This window comes from Natrialba sp. PRR66 (genome assembly GCF_034808065.1).
Lineage (GTDB): Archaea > Halobacteriota > Halobacteria > Halobacteriales > Natrialbaceae > Natrialba > Natrialba aegyptia.
In genome coordinates this window covers 51655-70717 of the sequence record NZ_JAXHGN010000005.1, presented here as the reverse complement: position 1 = coordinate 70717, position 19063 = coordinate 51655, and the positions used below count along the sequence as shown (strand labels likewise).

At 54.5% G+C, this 19063-nt stretch carries 13 protein-coding genes; 7 read left to right on the top strand and 6 right to left on the bottom strand.

The window, feature by feature from the left end; all coding sequences use genetic code 11:
- The first annotated feature begins 99 nt into the window (after positions 1-99).
- From SM755_RS17265 to SM755_RS17245, 5 genes are all read left to right on the top strand, one after another.
- Positions 100-987: a hypothetical protein gene (locus SM755_RS17265; RefSeq protein WP_323173753.1), complete on the top strand. Its 888-nt coding sequence runs from the start codon at positions 100-102 to the stop codon at positions 985-987.
- Entirely contained in the window at positions 984-2210 is a 1227-nt protein-coding gene (locus SM755_RS17260) for a glycosyltransferase family 4 protein (protein ID WP_323173752.1), read from the top strand. Before SM755_RS17265 ends, SM755_RS17260 begins: the two co-directional genes overlap by 4 nt.
- A gap of 167 nt (positions 2211-2377) precedes the next feature.
- On the top strand, positions 2378-3331 hold the full coding sequence (locus SM755_RS17255; protein ID WP_323173751.1) for a hypothetical protein: 954 nt from the start codon (positions 2378-2380) through the stop codon (positions 3329-3331).
- Between the two features lie 3 nt (positions 3332-3334).
- Positions 3335-4168 carry a glycosyltransferase family 2 protein gene (locus SM755_RS17250; protein ID WP_323173750.1) on the top strand — a complete coding sequence of 278 codons (834 nt, stop codon included), beginning with the start codon at positions 3335-3337 and terminating at the stop codon, positions 4166-4168.
- The gene (locus tag SM755_RS17245) at positions 4165-5724 is read left to right on the top strand and encodes an O-antigen ligase family protein (RefSeq protein WP_323173749.1); all 1560 of its coding nucleotides are present in this window, start codon (positions 4165-4167) and stop codon (positions 5722-5724) included. Before SM755_RS17250 ends, SM755_RS17245 begins: the two co-directional genes overlap by 4 nt.
- A gap of 9 nt (positions 5725-5733) precedes the next feature.
- On the opposite strand, the gene SM755_RS17240 is transcribed toward SM755_RS17245, so the two are convergent.
- The 5 genes from SM755_RS17240 to aglF all read right to left on the bottom strand — a co-directional run bounded on the left by SM755_RS17240 (position 5734) and on the right by aglF (position 14077).
- Positions 5734-7209, bottom strand: coding sequence for a flippase (locus SM755_RS17240; RefSeq protein ID WP_323173748.1), 1476 nt, complete (start codon positions 7207-7209; stop codon positions 5734-5736).
- A 516-nt stretch (positions 7210-7725) separates the two neighbouring features.
- Entirely contained in the window at positions 7726-9183 is a 1458-nt protein-coding gene (locus SM755_RS17235; protein ID WP_323173747.1) for a sulfatase, read from the bottom strand.
- Between the two features lie 280 nt (positions 9184-9463).
- Positions 9464-10294: a glycosyltransferase gene (locus tag SM755_RS17230; RefSeq protein ID WP_323173746.1), complete on the bottom strand. Its 831-nt coding sequence runs from the start codon at positions 10292-10294 to the stop codon at positions 9464-9466.
- A gap of 312 nt (positions 10295-10606) precedes the next feature.
- Entirely contained in the window at positions 10607-13105 is a 2499-nt protein-coding gene (locus SM755_RS17225) for an MFS transporter (protein WP_323173745.1), read from the bottom strand.
- 198 nt (positions 13106-13303) lie between these two features.
- On the bottom strand, positions 13304-14077 hold the full coding sequence (gene aglF / locus SM755_RS17220; protein ID WP_323173744.1) for a UTP--glucose-1-phosphate uridylyltransferase AglF: 774 nt from the start codon (positions 14075-14077) through the stop codon (positions 13304-13306).
- Between the two features lie 697 nt (positions 14078-14774).
- Between aglF and SM755_RS17215 the strand changes: the two genes are divergently transcribed.
- Complete coding sequence (locus tag SM755_RS17215; protein ID WP_323173743.1) at positions 14775-17183, top strand: CARDB domain-containing protein; 2409 nt, start codon at positions 14775-14777, stop codon at positions 17181-17183.
- Positions 17184-17318: 135 nt separating this feature from the next.
- Here SM755_RS17215 and SM755_RS17210 read toward each other — a convergent pair whose 3' ends face one another.
- Positions 17319-18146: a hypothetical protein gene (locus tag SM755_RS17210; RefSeq protein ID WP_323173742.1), complete on the bottom strand. Its 828-nt coding sequence runs from the start codon at positions 18144-18146 to the stop codon at positions 17319-17321.
- 182 nt (positions 18147-18328) lie between these two features.
- Between SM755_RS17210 and SM755_RS17205 the strand changes: the two genes are divergently transcribed.
- Positions 18329-19030, top strand: a complete 702-nt coding sequence (locus tag SM755_RS17205; RefSeq protein WP_323173741.1) for a phosphatase PAP2 family protein — start codon at positions 18329-18331, stop codon at positions 19028-19030.
- Positions 19031-19063: the final 33 nt, after the last annotated feature.

Genomic DNA, 19063 nt, shown 5'->3' with positions numbered 1-19063 from the left:
GCTCCGCATGTTTATGTTGGAATCAATACGACCGGGAGAATAGCGTTAGTCGGCGGTGATCGTTGGTCTTTTCGGTAATCGACCTTGAACCGTTGGGTAATGTACACGCCTTCGCAGATGCTCAATGCGATACGCTATCCTGGTCGTGCTGGGGTTGAGATAAATCGCTATTTCCACTCTCGAGTGAAAACTAACGAAGGCGCACGAAGTATTTTCGATGGCGAGTGGGACAACCTCATCGTTCTGGATGCCTGTCGATACGATGCATTCGCTGCGCATTCCTCGCTTCCTGGTACACTTGAACGTCGTCGCTCGCTCGGTTCGACGACCGCCGAGTTCATTCGCGAGAATTTCGAGGGACGAACACTTCACGATACGGTATACGTCTCCGCGAACGTTTGGTACCTAAAACTCTTCGAAGAACTCGATAGTGAACTCCACAAGTTCGTCAACCTCCAAGAAAAACATCACGACGAGGCGCTCGGAACAGTTCCCCCCGAAGCAGTCACAGAAGAGGCACACAATGCCGCCGAAGAATACCCCAATAAACGACTTATCGTCCACTATCTACAACCACATCAACCGTACATTGGGCCAATCGGGCGTAAACTGTTTGAGGTCTCTCCAGGACTTCGAGAGACGCTACATCAAAGCAATGTGACCGACGACACCCTTCGAAGGGCATATCAAGAAAATCTCGATCTCGTACTTGACTCAGTCGCCAACCTCCTATCATCACTTGATGGGCGGACAGTCGTGACCGCGGATCACGGAGAGATGCTCGGTGAGCGGGGACGACCGATTCCGGTTCGGACATATGGTCACTTCGGTAGCCTCTATCACGACGAACTGGTGACCGTCCCGTGGCTCGTCATCGAAAACGACCAACGGAAAGAAATCGTCGCGGAGTCACCATCTGATGCTGAATTCGACGCGGATTTCGACCAGGTTGAACAACGCCTCGAAGAGTTGGGCTACAAATTATGAAGGTTGCGTTCATCCATCCTAGTTGGCCCGGGAGCGAGGGAACCGGTGCGACCCACAGTGCGACGCAAGTAGTTCATGGACTCGCGGAACGCGGTCACGACGTTCATGTATTCTGCACCGAGTCAATTCCGGAAGACCATACCAATACCACGAATTTGGAAATGAGCTATCTACCTGACGATGGGCGACTATACCATTACCAAGGGAATCTCCGGTTAAATAACACTCTCAAAAACCGTGCAGCCGATTTCGAAGAATATGACGTTGTCCACAGCTACCTTACCATTACACTTCCTGCGCTCGAAACGATCGGTCGTGAAACATCTGCAGCAACGGCAGTTACATTGAACGCATACGGCGGTGTCTGTCCGAAAAACGACTTGTACTTCCTTGGTCAAAAGCAATGCACTGCAGGATCGCTTACGAAGTGTACAGCTTGTATCGGTCGGACGAGTTTTGATGACGGACGGAATCCTGCTCGCCTAACTGCAAGTAGATTTGCGAACCTCAAACTAGTCCACGAAGCAAAACAAAACCTCGAACATGTTGACGCATTTCGAGCGCCATCGGGTCACGTTAAGAAAAACTACGTCCAACACGGTTTCTCTTCTGAGCGAATCCACGTCATCCCACACCCACTCAATTCCGACTTTCTCGTCGATCATCGAAGTGAGTTCGCGGAACCGTTTCGATTGCTCTATGTCGGGTTTCTAAAACAGAAGAAAGGGGTTGACAATTTGATTCCGATCGTCGCCCGCCTTCGAGAACAGATTGACATCTCATTCACGCTTTCAATCGTCGGCAAAGGACCACGTGAAAACCATATGCGCGAGCAAGCTCAAAAGTTCGGCGTCGAAGACGCCGTTGAGTTCCGCGGATTCATATCGAATGAAAAACTTCCAGGAATATACGCCAATCACGACCTCTTTGTGTATCCCAGTCTCTGGGAGGAACCGCTTGGCCGCGTGTATTTAGAATCACTAGCAACCGGAACGCCGATTATTTCATCTGGATACGGAAGTATAGAAAATATAATGGGTGATGGTGGCGTTGCGGTGAGGGGCGATGTCGGTGCGTTCGCTCGGACGATAGCGGAGTTTCTCGACGGTGAGAGCCTCGAAGAGATGTCTGTAGCTGCGATGAATGAGGCGCGGAAATTCCATCGTGAGTCGGTTGTAGGCCGTATCGAATCGATGTACGAAGAGATCATCGTTGGAAAGTGACCAATATTAATCACCCATCTCTAGTATGTGTCTTTCCGAAAGCTGGTTTAATCCAAATGATAATAACCGAAATACATTTGTTGGTATGATTTGCATTATTAGAGTTTTCAAAAGCCACTAGTGAGTGAAGAAATCTTTATCCGCTTCGCAAAAATGGTATTCGACAGATGAGTTGGCAGAATCGATATACGCTAAAGAATTTCTTCCGTGCGGTTCGTAATCCGAAACTATTTCTTGGAGAATTAAATAGCCAGTACTACGACGCTGCTCTCTTACTCAACAAACGATTCTACGAACGCTCGTACGATGGTGGAACTGATGTCTTCGAAGAAGACTGGGACAACCTCTTTATTCTCGATGGCTGCCGTTTCGATGTGTTTGATCGCTGTAACGATCTATCTGGAAATCTCGAACATCGAATATCACACGGAAGCGAAAGTTGGGAGTTTCTCTCCCACAATTTTGGCAGTCGAGACTGCCACGATACGGTATACGTAACGGCTAACCCACACTGGCACAAACTTCCCGATGACACTTTTCACGCAGTCATCGACTTACTTCGCGATGCATGGGACGACAAGGTGGGAACAGTTCGTCCGAGCGCAGTCGTCGAACGTGCTGTGAAAGCACATAAGATGTATCCCAACAAGCGATTAATCGTCCATTTCATGCAGCCACACTTCCCTTTCATCGGCTACCATGGAGACGGGTTGAATCATAAGGGGATCACGATTCACCTAGACGACGACGCTTCTGACGCACCGAATGTCTGGGAAGCGGCCCGTCGCGGCGAAGTCGATATTGGTCGGGTACGCCGAGCGTACTCCGAAAATCTTGATATTGTTCTGAACCATGTACGTGATCTCCTCACGAAGCTAAACGGGAAGACAGTCGTCACGTCCGACCACGGAAATCTGGTTGGTGACGAACTGCGACCGATTCCAGTACGCGGATTCGGCCATCCGCGTGGTTTGTACGCTCCTCCACTCGTGAAAGTTCCGTGGTTCATTGTCGAAACGGGCCAGCAGAGGAAAGTAATGTCGGAATCGCCAGTGAAGACGGCTGAAACCGACGACGAAATAGTGTCGAATCGACTCGAAGCACTAGGATACCGTGAATAAATCATGAATGCAGAACCTGTCGATGTCATCATACCCTACAGCCCTGAACATACGCCGGAGCGTCTACGCGCTCGAGCAGTCGAGTCGGTCCGCTCTCAAACGATTTCAGCGGAACCAATCGTTGTCACTGACGAGCAACAACGAGGCGTAGCGTGGGCGCGGAATCGAGGTCTCGATCGTTCGAGTCACCGCTTCGTAGCGTTTCTCGATGCCGACGACCACTGGGCTTCGAAGAAGTTAGAAGTACAAATGGCAACGTTGCGGGAATCCGATACAGCCCTCTGTTTGACTGCAACCGAGCGTTCAGATGGATCAGTTACTGATGTTGCTGCTTCAACGGCCACTGAATTCGCCGCCGAGGTATTCCTTGGTTCTATGGCTAGTTTTACCTCGTCGATGGTGATCGACACTAAGAAAACGAACGTCCGTTTCGACGAGACGATCTACCGTTTAGAAGATCACTTGTTCGCGCTTAAAGCAGCCCGTGATGGTGGATACTGTTATGTTGATAGTGCACTGACCTACGTCGAAAAACATGAGGAGGGGCTTTCAGAGAATGAAAATCACGAACAAAAACTGGAAGCACAAGAACGGTTTCACGAAGAAGCCATCAGATTGTTTCCAGTACTTGAAAAACTTTCAAATAGATTCTGGGCACGAACGTACTATCACCACGGTCGACACTACTATTTCGATGGCGAATACTTGAAATCTCTTGACTATCTCGGGCGTTCGTTCATTGAAATCCCACATTTGAAACCCGTTGGTGCTTTTGCACTATCATTTGTCCAGTACTGTTGGATGAGTACTAGCAAGTGTTTCAGAGGATTTAAATGAAGGAGAAACTAGGTACTCAACAATTGGGTACTGCTCGGATAGTCGATGATTTTCTACAGCGGTGTCTTCCCAAAGAAGAGCCGCTTCTCAGGACATCCCTCATTTGCGCAGTATCATTAGTCGTTGCACTGGCGTTCGTGGTGCCTATCTTCGCAATCTTCGTCAACGTTCCCGTTCCGATATCAGTAGTCGTCATCGGTGTCGTGTATGCAGTTGCAATCATATCGAACGACATCATTTTCGAGGGAGTCACGAGTGCTGCACTCGTGTTACTATATGTCCATACAAGAGTTCCGTTAGTCGATGGTCCCGTTAGTGCTAATATCGATATAATGCTTCTTGATCCAGTACTGGTATCTGCAGTGTTACTCTTGATCACCAGTTTGAATCAGAAACCATTCGCACTATCGTTGTCCCAGAAAACAGTCATCGCTTCATTTGGTGCGCTCATTGTCTGGGCATTTCTATCGGCACTGGTCGGAAATGGCCCATCTCGCATTGCGGCATTTGCATTCGTTCTCGATCAACTTCGATTTTTCCTGCTATTTTTACTTGGTCTTCTCGTCGTTCATCGGATGACGATCGGGGTTGTGTTGTACACAACAGGAATTGCTGTGGTAGCGAACCTTGTTTACGCATTTGTAGAGGTCATTCACGGGCGCACACTCGGACTTACGTATCTTGGTGATCAGGGTGGCCATTATTTGTCAGTCGTTGATTTAGGGCTAATTCAGTTCCAAACAGGTCTGTACGCTGGTGGTATCGTCGGGAACTCTCGCCATCTGTGGGGGATTACAATACTTTTTCTTCCACTGGCCGTGCTATTGTCTCTACACGCACACGGAATCAAGCGGGTCTTATCGGTGGCCACTGTCGTTCTCGGTTCGCTTGTGTTTGTCGTAGCGGAGACAGACGCCGGTTTATTAGCTGTGATTTCAATGCTCGGAATTACGACCGTGTATATTGTTCTTCAACGACAGGAGATAGATTACACCGAACTCCAGGTGTGCAAACGGACGATACTACGTCAGCCAAAGGTCATTGCTGGCCTCATAACGGTACTAGTCTGTATACTCGGATTTGTAGCCTATGTCATTCTCTTCGTTATCAAAACGACCCAAGCCGGAGAGAGTCAGTTGTTCATCTTCTCACTCGATACACTCTCAATTAGACTTATCCAATATGTCGAGGCTGTAAAACTATGGATTGAACACCCCGCGTTCGGCATTGGTGGATACAATTTCGTCGCGGTTTCTGAATCTTACCTTCCCCGTCAAATGTCCATTCACAATACGTTTCTTTCGTACCTCGCAGAAGTTGGACTTCCAGGATTCCTCGCTTTCTGTCTCGCTGTGGCAATTCCATTTTGTATTCTTTTCCGGCGTCTTTTGACGGTTGGCGCAGATGATTCATCATTCTGGTTTGCGTTGTTTCTCGGAATGGCGGGGTTTGTTTTGTACTCATTGTTGGTTGTGGTGTATAGCCACGTCCCAACACAGGGTACTTTCTGGTTGATTGCAGGTGCCACAATGGGTTCTGTTCCGCGGCGACAGTAGGTTGGTCAATTACGATATGACCTCATCAAAGAGTTCTCGGTCACCTTGTTCAATTCCGAGGACGACAAGTATGACTCCAAACACAAGTACTCCCATTCCACCGCCAACGAACAACGACACAAGACCACTAAACAGATCTCGTATCATCACCATTGTCACGCCAGCGACGACGCCTGCAACGAGCGGTTTGACGAACGAGTGCGAGTAGGGGAATAGACCTTCTAGCCACCATAACTCACCGACGCGAACGAGATTAACCGTCGCGAGGACACTCGCTGTTGCAACTGCGGCTCCTATCATCCCAAGTTCTTGTATTAAAATATAGTTAAGTCCCACGTTGAATACTCCCAATACCCATTGATTGACGAGTGTCACGTACTGGTGGTCAGTCATCATAAGCAGGTACCCGCTCGGCCCGACTGTAGCATTGGTCAGCTGTCCGAATACGAATAGCACAAGGACGACATGACCGGCCACGAAGTCCTCACCGAACAACGTCAGTATTTCCATTCTGAAGACAATTGCTCCGATTGCCATGAGGAGAGCGATAGTGAACGTCCAGCGAGTGACGCGACAGTATATTGATTCAAGTTCGTTGAGTTTGCGCTCCGAGTACAGTTGAGATGCGATAGAAGGGAACAATTGATTAAATCCGGCCAAAGGAAGTGTTAACAGACCAGCAATGAGAGTTGCAACGTTGTAGATGCCGACAGCACTGCTGGTGAGAAAGATACCGACCATCAACACGTCCACACGATTCGCAAGAAAGGAACCCGCTTTGCTGAGCGTCAGGGGAATCGAGAAATCATAAAATTCGACAGCCATCTCGCGGGAAGACCCACGACGAGGTCGAAGTTTGGTCTTCAAGAGAAACAGACGAATCGCGATGAGGAACGCGATAACACTACCGACGACGATGGCAGCGACCGTTCCAAGCAACGAGAGGCCAATAACAAAGGCGATGCCAACCGAGACGAGTCGAGTCAGTGGCACGACTATCTGGGAGATCAGGACGTGGTATTTTGGAAGCTCAAGACTCCTGAAAAGACTTACTATCGAGTTAGTGAGCGTACTGACGGGCAGAAGCAGTGCGAAATACTGTATCACGTCTGTCTCTAAGGGACGATTGAGCGTCATTGCTGTAATCCACGGCGCTGCAAAGTAGAGCCCGACAGCGACGACGATACTCGCCCCAGTCGAAGTCAGCGCAGCGAGACCGAGTATTTGATTTTGGTGTTTTCGCTCACCATCGAATTGTGGTATGAACTTCAAAATAGATCGGTCCGTTCCCAAATTAGTGAATATAAGTGAGATGGAGAGGGTTATATTTCCGAACGAATAAATACCGTACAAACTTGTTCCCAACGAACGCGTGAGAAGGAGGTTGATGAAGAATCGAAGAATATTGCTGATTCCGCGTCCCGCGATGAAAAGACCTGCTCCGCGAGTCACGGTTCGTAAGGAGGAAGTAGACTCATCTGGCATGTAGCGAATACTCGTCTACATACAAGTCACCATAATGTAGGTTGTGGAATGGGTGAGTCATCATTGAAAATTACCGCGGTAACACTGAGTTTTCAATTATCGGGAACGGTTTGAATAGTAGTTGATGAGAAATATCTAAACAGTAGTCAAATACGGTAGGCAGTATCTCGACTCACCATTATAAATTTTCATATTGGAGGCATTAAATAAAATAGTATTTGGTACATTACTATATGTGACATAATTCAATAAGGTTCTTCAGAACCTCAAATCAGTTCGATTTGCTACGAATGTCGTCGTTACACTGTTCATCTACATACTGAGAGTCTCAAAGACTGAGTATTGTTAGACAGCACGCTTGTTATTTACCAGATAGCTTTGATATCCACACAGTCGCTACGGATGATGTCGTTGGTAGGACTCAGTTAGAGAGACTCGGATATCTCGAATAGTATCGATGTAGGTACAACTCATCCTCTAGTGCAACAAACCTCTAACCTTGTAACGAGGAACAAGTTACTCGATATAGCCGAGTGCGCGAAGGTCATCCTCAACGCTCGCCGACACATCACTCCATGACTTCGCTGGCGGCCAATTGCCAAATTCCGGTTCGAGTTGTTCGGACAGTTCAGTTTCGAGTTCCATCACAACCTCCGGAGGTGGGTTTTCGACTTGCCGTTCCTCGGGTAGTTCGTAAAGTATCGACTTGCCGTCTGATGTAACGACGAGTTTGTACTCGTCTGTACGGACACATTTTCGTCCTGCGAGAAACTCTTGCAGACGTTCACTACTCAGGCGAGAGACGTGCGGGTCAGATTGATAGGTATTGGGACGCACACCGTGCTCTGCACAGACTGCTGTACGATGTTCTTCCGTGAACATCGGCACACCGGAGACCGTGTCGGGGGTCGGTAGGCCAGTCTGCAGACAGAGCGTCGGAAACACGTCGATGAGAGACACGAGGTCATCACGGCGAATGCCAGCGTCGATGTCTGGTCCGATGGTGATGAGTGGGACGTGGAGGGTCGCATCGTACAACCGGTGGCTATGGCCGAGCAACCCGTTTTCACCAAGTTCTTCGCCGTGGTCGGCAGTGAGCACTAGAATCGTGTCTTCGGCGAGTTCGCGCTTGTAGTAGTGGAGAAAGTGACCGAGACGTTTATCGAGGTATTCGACGGCTGCACGATACCACGCCTTCAGTACCGTAAGTTCCGCATCTGTGAGCCAATCGGAATCCGCGATGTATTTCCCGATACCGGTAGCTGTTTGAGCCTTCATGATCCGATCTAACCGGATGTCGTCTCGGTCAAGTGTGCCAATGTTGTTGAAGAGGATTTCCTCTAGAGGAATTCGTGGGCGTTTGTAGCCTTCAACAGCTTGTTCTTTGTACGGTCGCGGTGGGTTATAGGGTGAATGTACAGTAAGGAAATTCGATAATACGAAAAATGGCTGGGTGAATGAGTTGATTCGATTCTGGAGTAAATCGAACTTGAGTTCGGTGTAGGAGTCGTCGCCGCGACGGATAGTTCGCATGAGATTATTCCGGAGAAGCGGGTTTGTTATGACACGTTTGAGATAATCGAGCGATTTCCGCTGGCCGATATCATAGTAGGGTTCGAACAGTTCGTCGAACCCACGGTCGTAGTCAAAGTCAGACCCCATTTTAGAAGGACCGGTGATTCCGAATGTCTCATAGCCGTGTTCACGAAAGTGGCCGGCAATGACTGGACTCTCGTCGGGGAGACTGATATACGCACCCGTGACGCCGTTTTCTGCCGGGTACTGGCCAGTATAGAGAGCGGCATGTGAAATCGGTGTGCCAGGACCGGCAGAAAATGCCCGTTCGAACAGAGTGCCCATATCAGCAGCGCGGTCGAAATTCGGCGTGGAAGCGGTACCACCATAGCAGGAGAGGGCGTCGGCGCGAAGGGTATCAAATATAAGAACGATAACGTTTGATCTTCGATCGGTCATATCTTGACAAAGGAATTGATTATCCAAATAACCATCTAGTCTACACGGAGACTAGGCGACACAAATTTATCGTAAATGATATACATAATTCAGAAAGCCGTTTTTCTTCATCGTTTAACGGTGATTCGAGACCCATCAGTTATGAGTGCTATTGATCCCGATACGGAAATTATCCCAGCTAGAATTAATCATCCATAATGGATTGTATTATTACATAGTTGATGGAACCATCAGAAATCGTATCTGCGAACTGAGTGAGTAAATACTGGTAGAGGGATTACTATTTATTTATTCGAAGAAACGACGAGTAAATCCACTCTCGAAGTTTGTTCGGCATGAAACGAACTGCCGTTCTCGAAGCCATATTCATAGCAAACACTGGCATTGAAACGAACCCTCGTCTGAGAAAATCACGCTGAAGCTGATATTCAATTTTCAGGTAATTTATCCCGCCCCGACGTCGATACAACTCATCTCCGGCCCGCGCGTACACCAGCACTTCTGGAACATTACGCAACACCTTTCCTGCGAGAAGCATTCGTGCCCAGAGGTCGTAATCTTGCATCGAGCGAAATCCACGATAGTTTCCTACATCGAGCACCGCCGCTCGCCGATACATGACCGTTGGGTGATTCATGGGACAGCGGAACCGTGCTTTTTTCGCAAGTTGTTCTGAGTCAGTCGGAACCGTTCGAACTCGATCACTGTTCGATATGTCACCCTCGAACTCCGCAACGTAGCCGCCAACGACATCTGTATCTGGATACTGCTTAAAAAAACGGAGTTGCGTTTCCAGTCGATCCAGGTGTGCGATATCGTCGGCGTCCATACGCGCAACGAGTTCGTTCGAGCAATGTTGGATACCCTCTCTGAGTGCTATCCCTAGTCCTCTATTTTCCTCGAACTCGACGAACTCGAAGAGTGACGGATACTCCGACCCCCATACCGAAAGCGTTTGGTCTAAACTAGATGTCAGTGGCCCATCCTTGACCACGACGATTTCAGTGGGCGGCACCGACTGTTCGACAATACTCTCGATGGCTGCATCGACATGGTCGGCGTTCTCCCCTTCGTAAATCGACAAAAGCACGGAAATGGATTCATCAATCATTATTCTCATCTCCTCTCCCGTGGTAAAAACGGTGCTGAAACGATGTCGATAGCGGTCACAGTTAGGAACTTTGAGCGAGAGGGCCGTACCACTCATGGTTATCCTGAAATCACAACACCCTCACGGGTGGATTTTAGCCCATAATCTATGATTGGATTACAGAGACTCAACTGGCTGTTGAACTCGTCGCTCCTGGTACTATTATGATAAAACACTATCATAGAGGCAAATAGGCGCATTAAACTGGATAATGGCAGTCAAATTCCAGACGGCTGACCAGACGAGTTCGACGAGCGGGAGACGAGAGCGACGTTAGGGAAGCGGAACCGACTCCCCCGACTCGACTGCGGACTGGGGAACGTCGACCGACGCCGTGCCAACGTCGTAGTCGCCGGGGTACGGGACGGTGACGGAGAACGTGCCGTCGTCGTCGACGGTCACCGACCGTTCGTACGGAAGCGGTTCGCCGGAAACGTCGGGTTCGGTTTCGACAGTAATGGTCTCCCCGGCCTCGCCGGTGCCGGTGATCGTCGCGCCAGGCACGACGGCGAACGCGGTCACGTCGTCGTCGAGGTAGATCGCCTGGTAGTGGCTGAGTGGGGCAGTCTGATTGCCACCCGTACCGTGGGCCTCGTGGAGTTGTGACTGTGCCATCCCGTCAGCGTCGCCGCGCTGGGCGGTCAGAACCACATAGCCGACGCGGTCCTCGAACTGATCGTACCAACCGTCCGGATCGGTTCCCGTCTGGAACGCCGCGAAATTGTTCTGGGCGTAGCTGTAGCTCCGTGATTCACCGCTCACGAAGTAGTTGTACAGCCGGGTATCATCCCACCGACTGAACACGAAGGTTTCCGGATATGTCCGGTCTGTCTCGAGGGCGTGCTCTTCGATCGCCGTCGTCGCCGCAAGTTGTGCGTCGCTGTGTGTCGTCTGCGCACTCAATGACGGGACGAAAATCAGGCTCATCCCACAGACGAGAAGCGCGACCCCTCCCAACGTGGCGAGTTTGCGGGCGTCCCGGGGGACGATGAGTCCCGGCTCACCCTCCCCGGTTCCACCATCAGGGACGGTATCCTGCGCGCGCAACGAGACGTTCGAATCGGCGGCCGCCGAAGCGGTTCGGAACGGTCGCGGCACGCGGGCCAGATCGACCCAGGCGAGGAGGGCGACGAGTCCCAGGCCGCCCAGAACGGCGAGCGGGATCGCAAGCTGTGCCGCAAAGCGAACCTGGAGTGTCGCCATGGCGAGCCAGAAGACGGTATAGACCGATAGCAAGAGCCACCCTGGTTCGTACCGGCGCGAGGCAACCCAGCCCGCCCAGCCGAGAACGATAACCGCGAGGTAGAAGTTGACGCCGAGCTGGGCCATCGGCTCGAGAATAACGGAGTTGTCCGTCGAGAAGACCGACCCCGTCTCCGTCGCCCCCGTCCGAAACAGCAGATCGTCGGCCCGCGTCCGTAACCGCGCCCAGTCCGTCGGCCGCAGTGTGTGAACCGCACCGATGCCGACTGCGGTGAGCACCGCTTCGATCCCGACCAGCCCGGAAACGGGAACGCTGAACTCGAACCGGTGCCACGCCTCGCCGAGGACAACCACGCCGACGCCGCCGGCAACGACGAGGATCGAGACGACTGCGGTAAACGATTCGTGCCATCCCCAGCGGAAATGCAGGAAGACACTGAGCGCGCTGCTCACGCCCAGTCCGGCCAGCAACGGCCCGTTTGCAAGCGCCGGCGAAACTCCCGTCCGAACGTCGACCGGGACTTTCAATCCGACGTAGATAGCGACCGGGATATACATCAGAACTGAGCCGCCCCAGGCGTACGCCGAGAAAGTCAGCCCGATGCCAACAACGACAGCAGCGATCCAGGGCCAGGGAGCGCGACAGTACTCGCGAAGCACCCCGTGTGTTCGGTCCGGTGTCGCCTCGAGGCGTCGCTGAAGGTCGACGGCCAGCCAGGCCAGTGCCAACACCGTCACGCCGAGCCAGAGGTACTGGTACGATCGGTGCTCGAGGAACCCAACGCCGGAGTAGACGGCGTGAACGGGAGTCAGTGCGAGAAGGATCACCGATGCGATCCCGACGCGAACGTCGTCCGTAACGACGACGGCGAGCCAGTAGACGACACACCCCAGCGCAAGCGTTGCGACGATGGGCAACCACGCAGCGACCGTATCCGCCGCCCCCTGACCACCACCGAGCGCCTCCGCGAGCAGCCAGTTCGCGGCGTGGGTAAACGGCCGCCGTTCGGCCGCCCCCGCCGGCATCGACGTAATCACGCTCCAGTCGGTCAGTCCGTCCGACGACGCGAGGAACTCGCTCATCCAGTACCGGTAGTAGTACGGATCGTTCCCCGGCGAAACGACGCGATCACCGCGAAACACCGCCCCGTAGTTCAGCAATCGCATCACCAACAGCACCGCGAGCGCGCCCACGAGCGCCCCGGCCGTGCGAACATCGACGGCCGCCACGGCCGACCGGACGCTCGCTGAACTCGACTCGGACCCGGATTCGCCCTCGGGAGAGACGATGTCGTCGCCGGCCAGCGCTGCCTGCACGCCCTCGCGACTCGAGACGCGGTACTCACCGCCGTCTTTGACGACGATATTGCGCGAAACGAGTTCACCGAAGGTACCCGAATCCAGCGGCAGGTCCGCAAACGTCCACGCTTCGGTGCCGTGGTCGGCGTCGGTTTCGAGGAGCGTCTCGAGGGCCTGTTCCCCGTCGTCGTGGTCCTCGCAGAACGACGCTGCTGCATCGGCAATCGCCGGGGGATGACTTCCGGAAGCCGGGTCGTCGGCGTCGGCCATTGGGCAGACGTTCATCTGCGAGAGGATAAAAACTGCGAGACTGCCCGCGGATGCCACCCAGAATACGGACCGGCTGAAGGCGATATCGAGGGGGGACTGGCGACACTACGCAGGCGACTCGGGCGGGCTGCTGGCAGTCGGTGCAGGCGCAGCCGCAACCGTCTGCGAGTGGCCGGAAAATCGGCACGGAAGACCGTCTCAGTCGAGTTCCGTTTCCGACACGCCGACGGCGGTCCCACCGGCCTCCGTGGGCGGCACGGCGTCACCTTGCAAAAACGCCTCCGCCCGATCCCGATCTGCCGGATAGCCGACATCGACGCGCCAGCCGTCCATGCGGATCGCGTCGATCGTCCGCCCCGATTGAATCAGGAGATCGATCGCGTCGGAGAGTTCGTACTCGCCGCGGTCGCTCGGCTGGACGAGATGGCAGGCGTGGAAGATCGCCGGCGTGAACGTGTAGAAGCCGGTCATCACGAGGTTCGACGGCGGGTCGTCTGGTTTTTCGACGACTTCGACGATCTCGCCATACTCGTTCGTATCGAGCACGCCGTAGCGCGAGGCCTCCTCGACGGGTACCTGTTCGACGAGAAACGCCGCGTCGGCGCGATCCTCGCGCTGGCGAGCGACGACATCGCCGAGATTCGCCCGGAAGACGTTGTCGCCGAGCATGAGCATGAACTCGTCCTCGACGAGCGGTTCGACCTGGAGGATGGCGTGTGCGAGGCCGAGCTGTTCGCGCTGGTGGGCGTAGGTAATCGGGACGTCGCGATAAGCGTCGCCGTAGCGGGTGATGAGTTGCTCTTTCATATGTCCGACGACGACGATCAGTTCGTCGGCACCGACTGCGAGGAGATTGTCGAAGACGTCTTCGATGATCGGTCGGCCGTCGACGTCGACGAGCGCCTTGGGCGTGTCGTCGGTAAGTGGCTGCAGGCGAGTTCCCTTGCCGGCCGCGAGAACGACGGCTTGCATAGACAGAGGCCACTTCGAGGACGAGTAAATAGGTGGCCCCTGTGACTGCAGACGGCGCTCGTAGCGACCCCCGACGAAACGCAGACCGACGTGACTGGAGCGGACATCGCTGTATGCCACAATTACCGCTGAATCTGATCTTCTGCTGGAAACCAGTGTGTTTAGCGCTACAGACCGCAGCGAGAGTGAGTTCATCTCAACATAGTGGAGAGAGTGATATCGAGGACACACCGCGTCTCGTGAATACTGGCCGTCTGCTACCGGTGATCACGTACTGCAAGTAACCTATCAACTGCAGTGAGTTGTAGAACGACAGTGACAACCGAGGCGAGGTGACTTCGATTCGGATAGACGTTCTGTGATGGCTTACAGATAACTCGTTCAGTAGCCGAGACTCACGGAAATGGGATTACACGGATGCCGGTCGGGAGAAGACGAATCAGCCACTCCATAGCGATCTCCTATTGAGACGATACTGAACGATACTGTCCCGTTGTTTCATCATATATTCGCCTACAGTTTACTTTCAAGATAAACAATGCGAGCCTATAATATTCCCTACTAACAGTAATTTCTGACAGGTTTGGCTTCCGGTTATCTACCGGAGTCAAGCTCTGAAACAGCTACTATGACCGAGCAATCACGCCGAACAATACTGAAAACGATCGGTGGAACAGGTGCCATTGGAACAATCTACATGTCTCAGTCCGTGGGTGCACAGGAAGACTGTGACGTAGAACTAGACGCGCTGAATTTCGGAGAAGTGTGTGCCGACGATGAGGGTGCGAACTGCCTCGAAGAAGATCTCGAAGTCGACCTCAGCACGCTGGGGCTCCCGCTCGATGTCTTTGAACTCGCAAATGTCGACGTCGTCGGCGACGCGGACGTGTTCACCGTCGATGCGTCACTTGACGACAGCGTCTTATCGGTGGCAGCCTCGTTTTGCCCGACGATCACCGGGGATTTCGAGGCCACTGCGATTATTACAGTTGAAGATCCGATCCTTGGTATCCAGGCCACCGTTTGCCTGGGACTCTTCGGTACTGGCCTCGACTGTGATGGAAACGACTGTGACGCGGAATTAAACGCGCTGAATTTCGGTGAAGTGTGTGTTGATGATACGGGTGGAAACTGTCTCGAGGAAAGTCTCGAAGCCGATCTCAGCACCCTCGGGCTCCCGCTCGATGTCTTCGAACTCGTAAACATCGATGTTGTCGGCGACGCGGACGTGTTCACTGTCGATGCATCACTTGACGACAGTGTCTTATCGGTGTCAGCCTCGTTTTGCCCGGTGATCACTGGGGATTTCGAGGCCACTGCTAGAATTACGGTCGAAGACCCAGTCCTTGGAGCCCAGGCCACCGTTTGCCTGGGGCTCTTCGGTACCGGCATCGACTGTCCTGACGAGGGTCCTGTCTTCGACGTAACTGTTGATAGCACGAACGATCCAGTCGACCCAGGTGAGCCGCTCGAAGTTAACGCCACGATCGAGAACACCGGAACCGAAGAAGGAACCCAGGAAGTCACGCTTGAACTCGATGGGACAGTCCAGGACACGGCAGAGGTCACGCTCGCGCCCGATGAGTCAGAGACGGTAACGCTGACCGCCGACACCGCCGGACTCGACCCCGGCGAGTATACAGCCACTGTCTCGAGCGAGAATGGCTCCGATCAGGTAACGGTCACGATCGGCGACGAGCAGGCTGGCCCAGCGTTCGATGTCACTATCGAAGGGACGAACTCACCCGTCGAACCGGGCGACCCCCTCGAAGTCGACGCACTCATCGAAAACACGACCGATGAGGAACTCACCCAGACGATCTCGCTCGAACTCGACGGTGAGGTTCAGGACACCGCTGAGGTGACCCTCGGTCCCGGTGAATCCGAGTCAATAACACTGACCGCCGACACTTCCGGACTCGACCCCGGCGAGTACACGGCCATCGTTTCGAGTGAGGACGGCTCCGACCAGACAACGGTCACGATCGGCGACGAGCAGGCTGGCCCAGCATTCGATGTTACCATCGAAGGAACCAACGCGCCCGTCGAACCTGGTGATCCCCTCGAAGTCGACGCACTCATCGAAAACACGACCGATGAGGAACTCACTCAAACGGTCTCACTTGAACTCGACGGTGAGGTTCAGGACACCGCTGAGGTGACCCTCGGTCCCGGTGAATCCGAGTCAATAACGCTGACCGCCGACACTTCCGGACTTGATCCCGGCGAATACACGGCCATCGTTTCGAGCGAGGACGGCTCCGACCAGACAACGGTCACGATCGGCGACGAGCAAACTGGCCCGGCGTTCGAGGTCAGTATCGGTGATATCAATACGCCGATCCAACCCGGTGAGCCGATCGAAGTCGACGCGACCATCGAAAACACGACTGATGAGGAACTCACCCAGACGATCTCGCTCGAACTCGACGGTGAGGTCCTCGATACGGTAGAAGTCACACTCGGACCCGGCGAGTCCGAAACGATAACGTTGACCGGTGACACCACCGGACTCGACCCCGGCGAGTACACGGTAACCGTTTCGAGCGAGGACGACTCCGCCCAGGAAACGATCACGATCGGCGACGGGTCCGGCGAGCAGCCGACAGTCACCGTCTCGATCGGCGAGACGAATTCCCCGGTCGAACCGGGTGAACCGCTCGAGGTCGTCTCAACCGTCGAGAACACCGGAGATACGGAGACGACACAGGAGATCACCCTCTCGCTCAACGGGTCACCCGTCGACGAAACGACGGTTACACTCGGTCCGGGTGAATCGGATACGGCAACGCTGACTGCCAGCACTGACAGCCTCGAACCCGGTACCTACCTGGTAACCGTCGCCAGTGCCGGCGACAGTGCACAGGCGATCGTGACGGTTGCAGAAGAACCAGGCGAGCCTGGCGATGGTGGCGACGGCGGTGACTCGGAGTCGAACCAGACTGTGATCCAGGGCAATAGTAACAGCCAGGTTGCCGAATCGACCGATGGCAATATCACCCAGTCACAGGCTGTTTCGCAATCGAACGAAGCCAACGTCTCCGGTTCGACAGCCGCTTCGGACATCGACTTCGATTCGCTCTTCGAAGACACCACCGATGACTAACTGACCGCCCGGCCGTCCCGCAGCCGCTTTTTTGTGCGATGTGCCGGTCGTCGCTGGTAGCCACTCACAGACGAATTCGAGTTCAGCGTTCCTGATCGGCACAGGGATTCTAGCACACAGGGAGAGGCAGATATCTCAGTCTACCGACGAAACGGCAACGACTCGCCGGACGAACGGATAGACCGCGCCAATCACCACCCCACAGACGACGAGTGCGAGCAGACCCACCGGATGAACGGACGGAATCGGCCGCGAGAGTTCTAATACGACGCGCATCCAGAGTGCCACTCCGATCAGACCGATAATCAACCAGCCAGCCACCCCAAAGAAGACTCCGAGAACTGCTCGCGCGTGTGAACTCGTAACGTTCCACCGGGCCCCGAGGAGTGCGAAAAGTCCCGCAAAGACACCGCTTGCAACGAGACACCCGCTCCCAATCAGCAGCCAGCCTGCCGCCGTGCTTTCGCGGCCAGACAGCGCTGCGACTGTGTCGATTTGACCGGTCCAGGAGAGAACGAGGCCGACGGGGACGGCGGCGACCATCGCGGTGAGACCTGCGGCATAGCCCGTTAGGAGTGTCCGAGAGACGGCCCCCACTCGTGGCGAGCGAGCCGCGCGAGTTCGACGGTCGCCGACTGTGATCGTGGCCGTGAAGACAGCGGTCGCCACGAGAAACGTTGCGACCGACACCGCGATACTCTCGAGTTCGTGCGTTGCGATCGGCGGTTGATCGAGCGTGTAGTGAAACGCACACAGGTTGGCCCAGTGAGTGCGATGGAGGGTGGTGAGTGCGGACGTTCCCACCGGCGTGACGTAGTGGCTATCCGGAGCCATTCCCCAGAGTCCGCCGATGGCGACGAGCCAGAGTTGCCGTTTGACGAGGTATCCGCGCACGGCCAGTGGCGTCGCTGCGAACAGCGCGAGCGTCGCGCCGGCGAGGAAGTGAACGAGTGCGGGAGCCATCGGCTACGACCACCCGGTCTCGAGATCGGATCGGGTCTGTGCACAGAGAGACCACCGGTGAGCATAAATCGGGGGCCACAGTATCGGTTTGCAAGAATTAACTGCCGGGCGGTCGTAGCGAGCACAATGACGACACTGCAGCAGTGTGCTGAACGCCGTCAACGGATGGGAACCGACCGGCTATGAACCGAAACGTCGGCCTCACGGAACTGATTCGAGACAATCTGCCGGAGTGGGCCGTCCCGGCGTTCGAGTACATTGCACTGCTTGGCGACAAACTCGTCGTCGTGGGAGTGCTGGCACTCGTTACCGGTTCCGACGCGTACAGGCGGGCAACTCACGACTACGATCGCCTCGTTTCGGATCGAGCGGCGTTCGTGCTGGCAGTCGTCCTGGGTGGTCTCGCACTGACGCTACTCTTGAAGACGGTGTTCGGTCTTCCGCGGCCGCCGTCGTCGTTGCAAGCGGTTCCGCGTTCGGGGGATGGCTTTCCGAGCGGGCACGCGATGGCTGCGACGGTGCTCTGGGGGGCGATCGCACTCTGGAGCGTGTACTCGACGCGCCGTCGGCGACTCGCCGGGGCGGCCCTTGTCATCGGTCTCGTTGCGGTTTCGCGGCTCGCACTCGGCGTTCACTATTTCGTCGACGTACTGGCGTCGATCGGCTTCGGGATCGGCTATCTGCTCGTCGCAGCGTGGGCCACCGACAGAGACCCGGAACAAGCCTTCGCCGGCACAGCGGTACTCGGTGGCCTTGCCGTCATCGCGACGGGCGGTACCGACGAGGGGTGGATAGCGTTCGGAAGCTGCGTCGGCGGTGCGACCGGGTGGTGGATGAGCACGCGGCCGCGAGTTCGGAAGCGGTGGCTGTCGGCAATCCAGTAGCGGCGGTGGGCAGCCGACGCCGTTGCAGTACTG